Here is a 16,268-nt window from a genome sequence, read left to right as displayed (position 1 = left end):
CGTTCAATCTGAGCCATGATCAAACTCTTCAATTTAAGTTTGGTTGCTTCGAAAAGCGGCTCAATGAATTGCTGAATTAACTGCTGCAACTAAAAGTTGCTTTGGTCACTTCATCAGACATTGAAAATCAAAAATTGTTTTTGATGCTCGATGCTGTGAGTGCCCACACAGATTGCTTGATTCAAATTGTTAAAGAGCGACGCAGCTTTTGGCTGCTGCGGGAGTGGCATTCTACTCAACCGCCTTCTCGAGTCAAGCCTTATTTTCAAAGGCTTTTCGAGGTTATCGACGAGGTTGTTTGCGTTGCCGCTTGCCCTGTCGATGGAGGCGCATTATAGGGAGCGAATTCGTTCTGGCAAGGAGATAATTGCAAAAAAATGACTTCCATCGTTCAACCGCTTACAAAGCGACCGCGGTGATGAATTAATGCACGAAAAGGGTCTGCAGATTGGTATTCCGGATGCTGTATTGAGGCCGGCAGGTTGACAGATCAAGCTTGTATCAGTTTGGCTTTCCCTTGCAGCACAACCATGATGATCGGCTTTCCGCCTTCGGGTAACATAGCGCCCCTTTGCGATTCTCACACTCTTGGGTTTTGGAGAGTTTAATGCCTTTTGCACTTGGCCAGCGTTGGATTAGTGATACAGAGACGGATCTGGGTTTGGGGACTGTCGTTGCTGTTGAAGGACGCATGGTTACCCTGTTGTTTCCGGCTACCGGTGAAAACCGCATGTATGCCAAAGAAGAGGCACCGGTCACCCGGGTCAGCTTCAATGTGGGCGATCAGATAGCCAGCCACGAAGACTGGACCATGACGGTCGACGAAGTGCAGGAGAAAGATGGCCTGCTTATATATGTAGGTGTCCGCACCGACAATGGTGAGCCGGTTGCCCTCAAGGAAGTGTTTCTCAACAACTTCATCAAGTTCAACAAGCCGCAGGATCGCCTGTTCGCCGGCCAGATTGACCGGATGTCCCGCTTTACCCTGCGCTACGAAGCGCTGGTCAACCAGCACCAGCGTCGCCGCAACCCGACTCGCGGCCTGGCTGGCGGGAAAGTCAGTCTGATCCCGCACCAGCTCTACATCGCCCATGAAGTGGGTCACCGCTACGCCCCGCGCGTATTGCTGGCAGACGAGGTGGGTCTGGGCAAGACCATCGAAGCAGGCATGATCATTCACCAGCAGTTGCTCTCCGGCCGCGCCCATCGGGTGCTGATCCTGCTGCCCGAAACGCTCCAGCACCAGTGGCTGGTCGAAATGCTGCGCCGTTTCAACCTGCACTTCTCCCTGTTTGACGAGGAGCGCTGCATCGAGGCGTTCGCCGATGCGGAGAACCCCTTCGAGACCGAACAGCTGGTGATCTGCAGCCTCGACTTCCTGCGCAAGAAGCGTCGTCGCTTCGAACAAGTGCTGGAAGCCGAGTGGGATCTGCTGGTTGTCGACGAAGCGCACCATCTGGAGTGGAGTGAGGAGGCCCCCAGCCGCGCCTACGAAATGGTGGAAGCGCTGGCCGAACAAGTACCGGGCGTGCTGCTGCTGACCGCGACCCCTGATCAGCTGGGCCACCAGAGTCACTTTGCTCGTCTGCGCCTGCTCGACCCGGAGCGTTTCTACGACTACGACGCCTTCCTTGCCGAGGAGCAGGCCTACGGTCAGGTCGCCGGCGCAGCCCAGGAACTGCTGGATGGCGAGACCCTGAGCGATGACGCTAAAAGAATCCTTGCCAGCCAGTTGGAAGGGCTGGATCTTAGCGATGCAGTTGCCCGTCAGCAGGCGGTCGCCAAGCTGCTGGATCAGCATGGCACCGGCCGGGTGCTGTTCCGTAACAGCCGCGCCAATATTCAGGGCTTCCCGGAGCGCCACCTCAACGTCTACCCCATGCCGCTGCCGGAGCAGTACAAGACCGCCATCAAGGTGATGGGCATGATGGGTGGCAATGGCGGCGATCTGCAGACCCGTGCCTTGCGCTACCTCTATCCCGAGAAGATCTTCCAGCAGTTCGAAGGCGACAACGCCAGCTGGACCCAGTTTGACCCGCGCGTCGAATGGTTGCTGGAACTGCTGCTCTCCGCCCGTCAGCAGAAGGTGCTGGTGATCTGCTCCGAAGCAGCCACCGCCATCGCGCTGGAAGAGGCGCTACGCACCCGTGAAGGGATCCGTGGTGCCGTGTTCCACGAAGGGATGTCGATCCTCGAGCGGGACAAGGCCTCCGCCTATTTCGCTCAAGCTGAGGGGGGCGCTCAGGTGCTGCTCTGCTCCGAGATCGGCTCAGAAGGCCGCAACTTCCAGTTTGCCAGCCATCTGGTGCTGTTCGATCTGCCACTCAACCCGGATCTGCTGGAACAGCGTATCGGCCGACTGGACCGTATCGGTCAGCAGAATACCGTCGAGATCCACGTCCCCTATCTGGAAGGGACTGCACAGCGCGCCCTGCAGCTCTGGTATCACGATGGTCTGGATGCATTCGAGCAGACCTGCCCGACGGCCCGCCCGGTGTTCGAAGCGGTACGTGACGAGCTGTTCGAGCTGCTGGCCGCCAACACCGGCGAGCAGGGCCCCCTCGACGCCCTGCTGGCCAAGACCCGCGAACTGCACGAGCCGCTCAAGGCCCGGCTGGAACAGGGTCGCGATCGCCTGCTGGAAATCCACTCCAGCGGTGGCACCGCCGCCCAGCAGTTGGTCGACAAGCTCGCCGCCGAAGATGACGACACCGGCATGATCTCCTTCGCCCTCAAGATGTTCGACGAGATCGGCGTCAACCAGGATGATCGCGGTGAAAATGCGCTGGTGCTGACTCCCGGGGATCACATGCTGGTGCCGAGCTTCCCGGGCCTGCCGCAAGACGGCATGACCATCACCTTCGATCGCAACACCGCCCTGTCGCGGGATGACATGGCGCTGCTCTCCTGGGATCACCCCATGATGCGCGGCGGTATCGACCTGATCCTGGGTTCCGAGATCGGTGCCACCTCGGTGGCACTGCTCAAGAACAAGGCGCTGCCGGTCGGCTCCATCTTGCTTGAGCTGATCTTCGTTGCCGAGTCTGCAGCCCATCCCCAGCTCTACCGCTTCATGCCGCCGACGCCGATCCGTCTGCTGATGGACAAGAACGGCCAGAATCTGGGAGAGAAGGTGGCATTCGATGCCTTCAACCGCCAGCTGACACCGGTCAACCGCCACCTTGGCAGCAAGCTGGTTACCGCATCCCAGCCGGTGATCCACGGCCTGATTGGCAAGGGCGAGGTCATTGCCAACGAACTGAAAGCCGGGATTGTCGACAAGGCCCGTGCCCAGATGGCGCAGACCCTGCAACAGGATCTGGACAGGCTGGAGGCACTCAAGGCGGTCAACCCGAATGTGCGCGACAGCGAACTGGATTATCTGCGCAATTTGCAGGCAGAATTGCACCACCTGATCGACCAGACCCAACTCAAGCTGGATGCCATCCGCTTTATTGTGGTGACCCATAACTGATAAAACGGTGCAGGCATCATCTGGTTGCTAACGACCAGACCCAACTCAGGCTGGATGCCATGCACTTTTTATCGTGGTTACCCATAACTGATGGGGGCTTGCCCCCGCTTTGACCCAAGATGCGAGACGCTATGTTTGTATACTCCCCGCCCCTGGAACCCTGGCTCGATATCCTGTTCAAGGACAAGGACATCATGGTAGTCAACAAGCCCACTGGCCTGCTGAGCGTCCCCGGGCGCGGCCCCGAGAATGAAGACAGCGTGCTCCATCGGGTCAAGCAGCAGCACCCCAAAGCGGCGGCTGCCCATCGCCTCGACATGGCGACCACCGGCGTGCTGGTGATCCCGCTCACCCCCAACTCCCACCGGGAGCTGAGCCGGCAATTCCGAGAGCGTGAGACCGAGAAGCACTACCTCGCCTGGGTGTGGGGTGAACCGGTGCTGGATGCGGGTGAAGTGGATCTGCCGCTCTGCGTCGACTGGCCCAACCGGCCGAAGCAGAAGGTGGATTTTGAGGAGGGGCGTCATGCCCTCACCCTGTGGCAGAAACTGAAGGTGGAGAACGGCAACAGCCTGATCAAGCTGACCCCGATTACCGGTCGCTCCCATCAGTTGCGGGTACACATGCTGGAGCTGGGTCACCCCATCCTCGGCGACAACCTCTACGCCAACCCGGATGCGCTGACGGCTGCACCGCACCTTTATCTTCATGCGGCCAGCCTGACCATCAGCCACCCCAGAAGCGGCGAGCGGATGACTTTCGAGGCACCGGCCCCTTTCCCGGTCTGAGCCTGACAGGTAACAACCCAATAAAAAGAAAGCCCCCATCGAGAGATGGGGGCTTTTTTATCGCTCAGACGCGGATATCGATCTTGCTTCCGAGGGAAGCGCTGGCCGATGTCGGCGCAGCCGGAGCGGATTGCGCTGCTGTTTCCAGCAGTTTCAGTGCGGATTCGCCTTCCTGGGTCTGCTGCTTTTTGGCCAGGCTGGCCACCATCAGTGCAGAACCGAACGACGCATTTGCAGAACTAGAAATATCCATTGTGTACCTCCTGCCAAGAGACTATCGGCCGGGCCCGGTGAGACATGAGCCATATCGTTCAACGCAGATATGCCTTGTCCGGCGAGCGCCGGGCCAACCAGCGCTCTTCCATCTCCAGCAATGTCTGATAGGCCTTTTCGGCATGCTCCGGGCGACTGAACAGATATCCCTGCCCATACAGATGTATGTCGGTCAATGAACGCAGCACATCGAGCTGCCCCTGAGTCTCGATCCCTTCACATACCAGTTTCTTGCCAAGCATGGAGCCCATACGGCAGATGTTGGCGACCAGTTCGGCCGCCTCGATAGAGGTGTCGATACCCTGGATGAAGGACCTGTCTATCTTCACCTTGCTCACCGGCAGCTTCTGCAGATAGCTGAGGGAGGAGTAGCCGGTGCCGAAGTCGTCAAGGGCCAGATGCACACCCTGCTGGCTGAGATCCTGCATCAACTGCAGCGAGTTCTTGACCTCGCGCATGGTGGTGTCTTCCGTCACCTCCAGCACCAGGCTGGACGCGGGAATATGGTGCTCCATCAGCGCTCTGGCCACCAACTTCAACAGGTTGCGCTGGTACATGCCCGGGGAGATGTTCACGCACATCTGCAAGTCCACTAAACCCAGGTGCTGCCACTGATGAAGTTGCTCACATGCGGTATTCAATACCCAGCCACCCAGTTTCTCGGCCAGCTGAAACTCTTCCGCCACCTGGATCACCTCGTTGGGGGGAATAAAGCCAAGCTCGGGGTGGCGCCAGCGCAGCAGCGCCTCCACTGCTTCACAGCGGCCACTTTCCAGATTGACGATGGGCTGGTAATAGAGCTCGAGCGCATTGTGCTCCAGCGCCATCACCATGTCGGACGCGAGATGCTTGCGCCTGGCCGTCTCGTTGAGCAGGGAACTGTCATAGATGACATAGGGAACATGGGTCTTGCGGCTGTGAGAGAGGGCCTGCTCCGCCCGGCTGAGCAACTCCTGGGTCTGGTTGCTGTCGGTCGGGAAGAAGGCGATACCGATACCGACCTCAAGCCGGAAAGGGTAGTTGTCGATGATGATGTCTTGCTTGATGGAGTGGAGCACTCTGGCCACGAGCTCCCTGACCTGGCGAAGATCGCTCCCCTCCCGTTGCAGCATGGCAAGCTGATCTCCCCCCAAACGTGCCACCCACTCCCCGTTTTCGCACAGGGCGCGCAGCCGCTTTGCCACCTCTTGCAACAGGAGGTCCCCGGTGTTGTAGCCAAACTTGCTGTTGATATCACGAAAGTCGTTGATGTCGACCAGCACCAATCCGAAGGAGGTGTCACGGGTGACATAGGCATCCATCTTTTCCAGCAGCGCCAGCCGGTTGGCGAGCCCGGTGAGGGGATCGATCCTAGCGGTCCTGAAATGGCGCCTGGCTTCTCGCACCAGCAGGCCGCTGAGCAGAATGACGGACACCACCAGCCCCGACACCATGAACAGCAGGGCATTGCGCAACTGGCCAAAACGCGCGTCGTTGCCCGTATAGACGTTAATGTTGTTCTGCATGACGGAAGCAAGAGAGTAAGAGAGGGGTTCCTGCAAGGGCGCCAGTGTCATCATGACTTGCTGGTAATCCGGCGTCCCCGGTTTGAGCCTGACCAAATCAGGCTCCAGCTTGCGGATACTGCTTTCGGTCAGTTTCACCAGCCGCAGCGTCTTCGGATTGTCCGCGAGGCTTTTTCTCAATTGGCCGCTCAGGAGGATGGGGGTACGACTCCAGAGAATGTCATAGCGGAGCAGCAGGGCTTCCTGGTCTATGCCGCCATAGTGGTAAATCTCGACGGCATTGAGAAAGCGGCCCAGCTCGAGCTGCAACTGCATCAATGCCCAGGAGACGTCATAGGTGTACTTCTCCATCACCCGGGTCGCATTTTGTATCTGCACCAGGCAATAGAGGGTGCTACCCGTGAACAACAGAATGGATAGATAAAGAACGCCGAGTAAGGGCCAGGCCCTGGTCTTCGCTTTCACCCAGTACTCCCGTAAACCACCGTTTTTACTGCTGAATGTCGATCGCACTCAGTTGCCAGATCATCATGTCGGTGAACTCGGAACGCCTGAGTTCGGGATGCTGATCCAGTGGCAGGATAAACCAGAGCGGCCCCTTGTCACGTACCCGCATGGTCATCCCGTCATCCTGCCAGGCCAGGATAGGATCGTATTGCTTGACCTTATCCCAGTTGATCCGGATCTGGAAACTGTTCAGGGCGGTGAGCGTGATGCTCTTGCCGTTAGCCTTCACCTCAGTCAGCACGTCCGCCAGTTTCGGCCCCACGTATTTGTGCGGTTTATCCACCCAGGGATTGCTCGTCACCACCTCATGCTGCGGCAGCGCCTGGATCATGGCCATATCGAACAGCACCTCTCCATCTGCCGGATCGGCAGGGTCCAGATTCCCCGTCACCTTGAGAATGACCGGCCCCTGTGGTGTCGCCTGCGCCATGCCCGGCAAGGCCAGGGAAAGGAGTAACGGGAGAAGCCCTAAGTATCGCATGTTCACCTCAGATCATTTCACTATCAACAACTTCAGCTTAGTAGCACTAAAAAAAACGGCCCGCAAAAGCGAGCCGTTTGATGACTTGACGGGATTACATCATACCCATACCGCCCATGCCACCCATATCAGGCATGGCAGGTGCATCTTTCTTCGGCAGCTCGGAGATCATGCACTCTGTGGTGATCATCAGGCCAGCAACGGACGAGGCGAACTGCAGGGCAGAACGGGTTACCTTGGTCGGATCCAGGATACCCATGGCCAGCATGTCGCCGTACTGTTCGGTGTAGGCGTTGTAACCGTAGTTGCCTTCACCGTTCTTCACGGCATTGGCGATGACGGAGGCTTCTTCGCCGGCGTTGATGACGATTTGACGCAGCGGGGCTTCCATGGCGCGCAGGGCAACCTTGATGCCGACATTCTGGTCTTCGTTGTCACCACGCAGGGAGGCCAGCTTGGCAGCAACGCGCACCAGCGCTACACCACCACCGGCAACCACGCCTTCTTCCACGGCTGCGCGAGTGGCGTGCAGGGCATCGTCAACACGGGCTTTCTTCTCTTTCATTTCAACTTCAGTGGCAGCACCCACCTTGATCACGGCAACACCGCCGGCCAGCTTGGCCACGCGCTCTTGCAGCTTCTCACGGTCGTAATCGGAAGAGGTCTCTTCGATCTGCTGACGGATCTGGGCCACGCGGCTTTCGATCAGGGCAGCATCACCCACGCCATCGATGATGGTGGTGTTCTCTTTGGTGATGACGATGCGCTTGGCACGGCCCAGATCTTCCAGGGTCGCTTTTTCCAGCTCCATGCCCACTTCTTCGGAGATCACGGTACCACCGGTCAGGATGGCGATATCCTGCAGCATGGCCTTGCGGCGATCACCGAAGCCCGGCGCCTTGACGGCGGCCACTTTCACGATGCCACGCATGGTATTGACCACCAGGGTCGCCAGCGCTTCGCCTTCCACGTCTTCGGCCACGATGATCAGCGGTTTGCCCGCCTTGGCCACACCTTCCAGCACCGGCAGCATTTCGCGGATGTTGGAGACTTTCTTGTCCACCAGCAGGATGAAGGGGTCATCCAGTTCGACGGAGCCGGTTTCCGGCTTGTTCACGAAGTAAGGGGAGAGGTAGCCGCGGTCGAACTGCATGCCTTCTACCACCGCCAGCTCGTCGTCCAGGCCCTGACCGTCTTCCACGGTGATGACGCCGTCACGGCCGACCTTGTCCATGGCTTCGGCAATCAGCTTGCCGACCTTCTCGTCGGAGTTGGCGGAGATGGTGCCTACCTGGGCGATGGCATTGTTGTCGGCACAGGGAGTGGACAGTGCTTGCAGCTCGGCAACGGCAGCCACAACGGCCTTGTCGATACCACGCTTCAGATCCATGGGATTCATGCCGGCGGCAACGGCCTTCAGGCCTTCGTTGACGATGGCTTGAGCCAGCACGGTGGCAGTGGTGGTACCGTCACCGGCGGCGTCATTGGCCTTGGAAGCGACTTCCTTGACCATCTGGGCACCCATATTCTGGAACTTGTCTTCCAGTTCGATTTCACGGGCAACGGAGACGCCATCCTTGGTGATGGTCGGAGCGCCGAAGGACTTGTCCAGCACCACGTTGCGGCCTTTCGGGCCCAGGGTCACCTTGACGGCATCGGCCAGGATGTTGACGCCTTCCAGCATTTTGATGCGAGCTTCGTTGCCAAACTTAACTTCTTTAGCTGCCATGTTCTTCAATCCTTAAATCAATTCGGGAAAAGAGGGAGGGTGATTACTCTTCGACAATCGCCAGGATGTCGGTCTCGGACAGGATCAGTACGTCCTGGCCATCCAGCTTTTCGGTCTTCACGCCGTAGCCTTCGTTGAAGATCACCTTGTCACCCACCTTGACGGCCAGTGCTTTGACATCCCCATTGTCCAGAATTCGACCAGTCCCCACGGCAAGAACTTCACCACGGGTGGACTTCTGGGCCGCAGTGCCAGTCAAGACGATGCCGCCAGCGGATTTGGCTTCAGCTTCGATGCGCTTGATGATGACGCGGTCGTGCAGTGGACGAATTTTCATCGATAACTCTCCCAAAATGAGTCTCTGTGTTGCTTGAGGAATGGCCGCAATCGGCCAAATTTGTCATGCCCCTGATCTGGGGCAACAGGGCTAGCCCTTCAAGGGCAAATACAAAAAAAATATTTTCACGTACTATGAACACCTTCGATGGATCACCCATCCCCAATCAGGAAGGCGGATGGAGACGGCCAGCATTCAGGCCCAAAGCACCTAGAGACTCTGCCTTGAGCCGACCCAATCCCATGCTGACCGCTCCCATGACGCCCATGCTGCTGCGCATGACGGGCCCCATGATCCTGGGCATCATCGCCATCCTGGCCTTCAACCTGGTCGATACCTTCTTCATCGGCATGCTGGGTACCCAGGCGCTGGCCGCCATCAGTTTTACCTTCCCGGTCACCTTTGTCGTCACCTCCCTGACCATGGGGCTGGGAGCGGGCCTGTGCGCCCTGCTCGGTCATGCCCTGGGGCAGGGTCGCCATGACGAGGCAGCCCGCATCACCACAGACTGCCTGTTCCTTGCCGTCATCCTGGTGAGTCTGCTCGCCGGGCTGGGGGCAATGACCATTACTCCTCTGTTCACCCTGCTGGGGGCCAGCGCCGAGCTCATCTCCCTCATCCACGACTACATGCTCATCTGGTATCTGACCGTCCCCATGCTGGTCGTGCCCATGGTCGGCAATGCGGCCATCCGGACCACGGGGGATACCAAGACCCCCAGTCTGGTGATGGGGGTCGCCGGTCTGGTCAACGGCGTGCTGGATCCTCTGCTCATCTTCGGGCCGGGCCCCTTCCCCGAGTGGGGCATTCGGGGAGCCGCCATCGCCACTTCCCTCTCCTGGCTGATGGCCATGCTGGTCAGCCTCTATATATTGCGCCACCGCGAGGGCCTGCTGCGCTGGCGCCTCTCCCCGCGCCCGCAGTTGCTGGCCCACTGGCGCGCCCTGCTCCATGTGGCTGTGCCCGCATCGTTTACCAACATGCTCAACCCACTGGCCAACGCCGTGTTGATGATCATTTTCGCCGGGCTGGGAACCGAGGTGGTCGCCGCCTACGGCGCGGCATCCCGGGTCGAGGCCTTGCTGCTCATCGTGATGATGGCGCTCTCCTCCGTGCTGGCCCCCTTCATCTCGCAGAATTGCGGCGCCGGGAATCCGGCCCGAGCCAAGGCCGCCCTGCTGCTCTGCATGCGCTTTGCCCTGATATTCCAGCTTGGGGTCTACGTGCTGACCTGGCTTCTCGCACCCTTCATCGCCGATCTGTTCAGCGATCATCCGCAAGTGGTGCGACTCATCGTGCTCTATCTGCATCTGGTCCCCATTGGCTACGGCTTTCAGGGCATGGTGATGCTGCTGGCATCGGCCCTCAACGGCGTCAGGGCATCGGCGGTGTCACTGCTGATAAACGGCATCAGACTGTTTGTCTTCTTGCTGCCGGGGGCCTGGCTGGGGGCAAAACTGGGGGGAGAACAGGGGATCTATCTGGGGATGCTGCTGGCGAACCTGGCCGCCGGATTGCTGGCATGGGGGTATGCCCGCCACAGATTCGAGCGGCTGTGCCATCAGGGGAGATCCTGACGGCACAGCCCGAGGCTCGCGATTACTCTTTGCGTTCGAACTCCCCTTCGATGGTATTGCCACCCCCTCGCGGGGATTGTCCGGGCCTGTCATCGCCCGGGGCCGGTTCAAACGGCTGCTGGCGAGCCTGGAAGCCCCCCATCTGCATCCTGAACTGATTGCTGCCAATCAGCTTGTCGGCCAGCATGTTGCGCAGCCAGGGCTGCAGCAGCAGGATGCCGACAATATCGCTCACAAATCCCGGGATAATCAGCAGCAAGCCCGCCAGCGCCAGCATCATGCCCCCCATCACCTCGCGGCCGGGCATCTCCCCCAGCTGCATCTTCTGCTGGGCAGTGAGCAGGGTCTTGATCCCCTCGCTGCGCACCAGCGACGATCCCAGCACGGCGGTCAGCACCAGCAAGCCAACGGTCGGCAAGGCCCCGATCACGGAGCCCACCTTGATCATGACGGTGAGCTCCAGCAATACCAGCCCGACCAACAACAGTAACAACTTGCCCATAGCAACCTCGGAGCGATGAATGAATGGACCCGGGGTGTCCGGTCGGCAGCCGCACATCGCTGATGCTGACGCGCCGGGTTCAGGTCTTCTGACATTAACATGGGGCTGGTTGATCATTTTTCAAGCCTCTCCTGCCGCAGGCCCCGGAATACGGATAAATATTTGTCCGCCCAACTGGGATTGAGGTGGTTGTTCTGTCAAAGTTAATCGCCCGATTGCAATATCTGTTTAATGACCACAAGAAATTTGAGGTTGCCTCAAATTTAGTGATCCAGGTCTAATACCGGATACCTCAATTGGGGTAACATCAACACCAGTCATTGCACAGGGAGCAACTGGCTCCCAACTGCCCCACCTGATGTGTGGTGCTTCAGGATGAAATGTGCGTAGGGAAATCGCGACCACTCGGTGAGGATCGTTTCCATTTATTTGATTTCTGAGGCATAACAATGAGCGACATCAAGAACGTCCGCATTGAAGAAGACCTGCTGGGCACCAAAGAAGTTTCCAACGACCTCTACTACGGCGTGCACACCCTGCGCGCTGTTGAAAACTTCAAGATCAGCACTCAGAAGATTTCTGACGTTCCCGAGTTTGTTCGTGGCATGGTCCTGACCAAGAAGGCAGCTGCACTGGCCAACGGTGAGCTGGGCACCATCCGTCCCGAGATCGCAGACAAGATTGTCGAAGCCTGCGACCTGATGCTGAACACCGGCAAGTGCTTCGATCAGTTCCCGGTCGATGTCTATCAGGGCGGCGCCGGTACCTCCGTCAACATGAACACCAACGAAGTGCTGGCCAACATCGCCCTCGAGCTGATGGGACTTGAAAAGGGTCGCTACGACGTCATCAACCCCAACGATCACGTCAACAAGTGCCAGTCCACCAACGATGCCTACCCCACCGGTTTCCGCGTGGCCGTGGTCAACAGCACCGACACCACCCTGCACGCTCTGGAAGCCCTCATCGCCGCCTTTGATGTCAAAGCCAAGGAATTCAAACATATCCTGAAAATGGGCCGTACCCAGTTGCAGGACGCCGTGCCCATGACCCTGGGTCAGGAGTTCCACGCCTTCGCCGTCACCCTGCGTGAAGAGATCAAATCCATCAAGCGTTGCCAGGAGCTGCTGCTGGAAGTGAACCTGGGCGCCACCGCCATCGGTACCGGTCTGAACACTCCGCCCGAGTACTCCGGTCTTGCCATCAAGCGTCTGGCCGAGATCACCGGTCGTGCCTACGTGCCGGCAGAGGACCTCATCGAAGCGACCTCCGACTGCGGCGCCTATGTGATGCTGCACGGTGCGGTCAAGCGCCTGGCCATGAAGCTCTCCAAGATCTGTAATGACCTGCGTCTGCTCTCCTCCGGCCCGCGCACCGCGCTCAAAGAGATCAACCTGCCGGAAATGCAGGCTGGCTCCTCCATCATGCCGGCCAAGGTCAACCCGGTCATTCCGGAAGTGGTCAACCAGTCCTGCTTCAAGGTATTCGGCAACGACGTCACCATCACCTTCGCCGCCGAGGCCGGTCAGCTGCAGCTGAACGTCATGGAGCCGGTGATCGGTCAGGCCATGTTCGAATCCCTGAGCCTGATGGAAAAAGCCTGCATCTCCCTGCGCGAGAAGTGCGTGGAAGGCATCACCGCCAACCCGGACATCTGCATGAACCACGTGCTGAACTCCATCGGCATCGTGACCTACCTGAACCCCTTCATCGGTCACCATGAAGGCGACATCGTCGGCAAGATCTGTGCCCAAACCGGCAAGAACGTCCGCGAAGTCGTGCTGGAACGCGGCCTGCTGACCGCCGAACAGCTGGACGAGATCCTCTCCATCGAGAACCTGATGAACCCGCAATACAAAGCCAAGCGTTACACCCGCGAAGCCACCGTATAAGCGAGCAGATGGGCCGGGGTTATCCCGGCCCATTTAAAGTCAATTCCCGAGCGGTCTCTCCACAGCCCCATCGGGAATTGGCTTTTCAGCCTAATAAAACCTAAAAAAACTGGAAAATGGAGTGTTCGCTATGATTGGAATCGAGTTACTTGTCGTGCTCGCCGCTATCTATCTGGGGGCCCGGATAGGCAGCATAGGTATCGGCTTTGCCGGTGGTCTTGGGGTACTGGTACTGACCTGGGGGCTGGGCATGCCCATCCCGAGCGATCAGCTGGTGACCTATCTCCCGTGGGACGTGATCATGATCATCGCGTCCGTCATCTGCGCCATTGCCTGTATGCAGCTGGCCGGCGGGATGGATTATCTGGTGCACCTGGCCGAAAAAGCCCTGCGCAAGAATCCCAAGCACATCACCTTCGCCGCCCCGGTCGTCACCTACCTGATGACCATGCTGGCCGGTACCGGTCACACCGCCTTCTCCACCCTGCCGGTGATCGCCGAAGTGGCCAAGGAGCAGGGCATTCGCCCGTCCCGTCCGCTCTCCATCGCGGTCGTTGCCTCCCAGATTGCCATCACCGCCTCCCCCATCTCGGCGGCCGTGGTCGCCTTCTCCGGCATGCTGGAGCCGCTTGGCGTCGACTACCTGACCCTGCTGGCCATCTGCATCCCGTCCAGCTTCATTGCCTGTCTGCTAGGGGCCTTCATCGCCAACCTGCTGGGCAAGCCGCTGGATCAGGACGAAGTCTATCTGGAGCGCAAAGCCAAGGGACTCATCAAGCTGCGCGGTACCAGCCAGGTTGAGATCAAGCCTTATGCCAAGCTCTCCGTCGGCATCTTCGTCGCCTCCATCGTGGCCGTGATGGCCTATGCCACCGCCATCTCCGGCAACGTGGGCCTCATCAGCAATCCGCCGATCCCCCGCGATGGCGCCATCATGGGCATCATGCTCTCCGCCGCCACCCTGATGGTCCTGTTCTGCAAACTGGACGCGGCCCAGATCACCAACATGCCGACCTTCAAGTCCGGTATGTCCGCCTGTATCTGCGTGCTGGGCGTGGCCTGGCTGGGCAACGTCTTCGTGAAGGGCAACATGGTCGAGATCCAGGCGTTCGCCGGCGATCTGCTGAGCCAATACAGCTGGCTGCTGGCCGTGGTGCTGTTCTTCTCCTCCATGCTGCTCTACTCGCAAGGTGCCACCACCAAGGCCCTGATGCCTGCCGCCCTGGCACTGGGTGTCAGCCCGCTGGCGGCCATCGCCTCCTTCGCCGCCGTGAGCGCCCTGTTCGTACTGCCGACCTACCCGACCCTGCTGGCCGCGGTCGAGATGGACGACACCGGCTCCACCCGCATCGGCAAAGCCGTGTTCAACCACCCCTTCTTCATCCCGGGTGTGGCCACCATCGCCATGGCAGTGGCGCTCGGCTTCTTCTTCGGTGGTCTCATCCTCTGACCGATGAACCACTCCATGCAAAACGGCCCGAACGGGCCGTTTTTTTATGCTTGGCCACCGCCGGGCGCCCATGAAAAAGCCGCTCCCGGGAGCGGCTTTCGTCATCCTGGCGGCATCCTCAGACCGTGGTCTGGCGGGTACCGAAATAGTCAGCCAGGAAGTCGTCGAACGACAGGCTGTCACTGCGTTCCCGCTCCCGCTGCTTGGCCAGGGAGTCCCGCGCCTCGCCGGCAAAGTAGGCCTCGTCCCAGTACTGCAGCTCGCCGGCCAGCATCTCTTCCCGGTAGCGGCTCGCCAGCGCATCGCCGAAGCAGCCGTTGTCCTGTCCGCTTGAAAGCAACTGCTTGAGCAGGCGGGCGGAGTAGGTCTGCTCGGGGTCGAGCAGCTTCTCACGGTGCATCGCCAGCGTCTCGCGATAGCGGTTGCGACCACAGCAGCGGTCCAGCAGCGCAGCGACCTCGGCCAGCTCGTCGAACAGCTTGAGGCCGTACTCCTTGAGGCCGATGGCATTGCCCTGCTCATCTTCAAGCGTCAGGCCGGGGCGACGCCCCTCCAGCACCACCTTGTTCTGGTTGCGGCGGTTGCGGGCAACCTCGTCATCCGAGAGCACGGGGGACGGGCGCAACAAGCACCAGACCAGGAAGAGATCGAAGAAGCGGATCTGATCCACCTCGATACCGAACGGGGTAAAGGGATTGACGTCCACCGTGCGCAGCTCGATGTATTCGATGCCGCGCTGCTCCAGCGCATCCGAGGGCTTCTCGCCGCTGCGGGGGGTGCGCTTGGGGCGGATCGGCGCGTAGAGCTCGTTCTCCAGCTGCAGCACGTTGTCGTTGAGCTGGCGGTACTCGCCGTTCACCTTGACCCCTATCCTGGCGAAGTCGGGATCATGGGTGTTGATGGCCCGGCGCAGGCTGCTCACATAGGCGGGCAGGCTGTCATGACTGATCTTGAGCCCCGCCTGGGCGCTGTTGGTGTAACCGAGATCGGACAGGCGCAGAGCCGTGGCATAGGGCAGGTAAAGGGTGCCCTTGCCGGTCTTCTGGAACGGCAGGCTGCTCTTGCGCCCCTTGAGGAAGGAGTCGCAGATGGCCGGAGACGCGCCGAACAGATAGGGCACCAGCCAGCCGAAGCGGTAGACGTTGCGAATAAGCCCCATGTACTTGTCGGAGATGAAGCGCTGGCTGCAGCAGCCCTCTCCCACCAGATCCTGCCACTCGCACCAGAAGCTGTCCGGCATGGAGAAGTTGAAGTGCACCCCGGCGATCACCTGCATCAGGCTGCCGTAGCGGTTCTTCAGCCCCTGGCGATAGAGGGTCTTCATCCGCCCGATGTTGGAACTGCCGTACTGGGCCAAGCGGATGCTCTCCTCGTCACCGACGAAGCAGGGCATGGAGAGGGGCCAGATCCGCTCCTCTCCCAGATGATGAATGGTGTGGCGGTGAATGTCGCCGAGCTGCTCGATCAGGCTCTCGATGGAGTCGGTGGCCGGCGTGATGAACTCCAGCAGGCTCTCGGAGTAATCGGTGGTGATGTTGGCATGGGTCAGGGCCGACCCCAGGCTTCTGGGGTGATCGGTCTGGGCCAGGGTCCCTTCGGGGGTGATGCGCAGACATTCGCGCTCGATCCCGCGCCGGATCCCCTTGAGGGCGGTCACCCGTTCCGGGGTGCCCAGCGCAGCCAGCAACTCGGTGAGCGACAAGCTAGTAGTAGTCATATTCACGGCTCATGTGTGGCCGCCCCACCCGGGGC

At 59.6% G+C, this 16,268-nt stretch carries 12 protein-coding genes; 5 read left to right on the top strand and 7 right to left on the bottom strand.

The annotated features are described in order from the left end of the window. Window positions 1-607: 607 nt before the first annotated feature. Both rapA and rluA read left to right on the top strand, forming a co-directional pair. The gene (gene rapA / locus AB5Y80_RS08195) at window positions 608-3,475 is read left to right on the top strand and encodes an RNA polymerase-associated protein RapA (RefSeq protein WP_368172772.1); all 2,868 of its coding nucleotides are present in this window, start codon (window positions 608-610) and stop codon (window positions 3,473-3,475) included. Between the two features lie 131 nt (window positions 3,476-3,606). After that, window positions 3,607-4,263: a bifunctional tRNA pseudouridine(32) synthase/23S rRNA pseudouridine(746) synthase RluA gene (rluA, locus tag AB5Y80_RS08190; protein ID WP_042014863.1), complete on the top strand. Its 657-nt coding sequence runs from the start codon at window positions 3,607-3,609 to the stop codon at window positions 4,261-4,263. A gap of 64 nt (window positions 4,264-4,327) precedes the next feature. Here rluA and AB5Y80_RS08185 read toward each other — a convergent pair whose 3' ends face one another. The 5 genes from AB5Y80_RS08185 to AB5Y80_RS08165 form a co-directional block, all read right to left on the bottom strand. Next, window positions 4,328-4,516 (bottom strand): hypothetical protein, encoded by a 189-nt coding sequence (locus AB5Y80_RS08185; RefSeq protein WP_010673139.1) that lies wholly within the window; start codon window positions 4,514-4,516, stop codon window positions 4,328-4,330. 58 nt (window positions 4,517-4,574) lie between these two features. Next, complete coding sequence (locus AB5Y80_RS08180; protein WP_029313817.1) at window positions 4,575-6,506, bottom strand: bifunctional diguanylate cyclase/phosphodiesterase; 1,932 nt, start codon at window positions 6,504-6,506, stop codon at window positions 4,575-4,577. A 25-nt stretch (window positions 6,507-6,531) separates the two neighbouring features. Further along, a complete protein-coding gene (locus AB5Y80_RS08175; RefSeq protein ID WP_029313815.1) occupies window positions 6,532-7,029 on the bottom strand; it encodes a molybdopterin-binding oxidoreductase in 498 nt (165 codons plus the stop codon). 94 nt (window positions 7,030-7,123) lie between these two features. Next, window positions 7,124-8,758 (bottom strand): chaperonin GroEL, encoded by a 1,635-nt coding sequence (groL, locus tag AB5Y80_RS08170; RefSeq protein ID WP_010673136.1) that lies wholly within the window; start codon window positions 8,756-8,758, stop codon window positions 7,124-7,126. Window positions 8,759-8,801: 43 nt separating this feature from the next. Then, complete coding sequence (locus tag AB5Y80_RS08165; protein ID WP_005309514.1) at window positions 8,802-9,095, bottom strand: co-chaperone GroES; 294 nt, start codon at window positions 9,093-9,095, stop codon at window positions 8,802-8,804. 242 nt (window positions 9,096-9,337) lie between these two features. Between AB5Y80_RS08165 and AB5Y80_RS08160 the strand changes: the two genes are divergently transcribed. Then, the gene (locus tag AB5Y80_RS08160) at window positions 9,338-10,672 is read left to right on the top strand and encodes an MATE family efflux transporter (RefSeq protein WP_368172782.1); all 1,335 of its coding nucleotides are present in this window, start codon (window positions 9,338-9,340) and stop codon (window positions 10,670-10,672) included. 22 nt (window positions 10,673-10,694) lie between these two features. Here AB5Y80_RS08160 and AB5Y80_RS08155 read toward each other — a convergent pair whose 3' ends face one another. Beyond that, on the bottom strand, window positions 10,695-11,174 hold the full coding sequence (locus AB5Y80_RS08155) for an FxsA family protein (RefSeq protein ID WP_324045216.1): 480 nt from the start codon (window positions 11,172-11,174) through the stop codon (window positions 10,695-10,697). 449 nt (window positions 11,175-11,623) lie between these two features. Here AB5Y80_RS08155 and aspA point away from each other — a divergent pair, with 449 nt between their 5' ends. Continuing rightward, on the top strand, window positions 11,624-13,066 hold the full coding sequence (gene aspA, locus AB5Y80_RS08150) for an aspartate ammonia-lyase (RefSeq protein ID WP_010673133.1): 1,443 nt from the start codon (window positions 11,624-11,626) through the stop codon (window positions 13,064-13,066). Window positions 13,067-13,196: 130 nt separating this feature from the next. After that, window positions 13,197-14,516 (top strand): anaerobic C4-dicarboxylate transporter, encoded by a 1,320-nt coding sequence (locus AB5Y80_RS08145; protein ID WP_010673132.1) that lies wholly within the window; start codon window positions 13,197-13,199, stop codon window positions 14,514-14,516. A gap of 118 nt (window positions 14,517-14,634) precedes the next feature. On the opposite strand, the gene gshA is transcribed toward AB5Y80_RS08145, so the two are convergent. Next, complete coding sequence (gshA, locus tag AB5Y80_RS08140; RefSeq protein WP_029313807.1) at window positions 14,635-16,233, bottom strand: glutamate--cysteine ligase; 1,599 nt, start codon at window positions 16,231-16,233, stop codon at window positions 14,635-14,637. Window positions 16,234-16,268 lie beyond the last annotated feature (35 nt).

Origin of the sequence: Aeromonas sp. R2-1, from assembly GCF_040908425.1 — a bacterium.
GTDB classification, from domain to species: domain Bacteria; phylum Pseudomonadota; class Gammaproteobacteria; order Enterobacterales; family Aeromonadaceae; genus Aeromonas; species Aeromonas caviae.
Note: the sequence above shows the minus strand (reverse complement) of the source record. Positions and strands in the feature narration are given on the sequence as shown.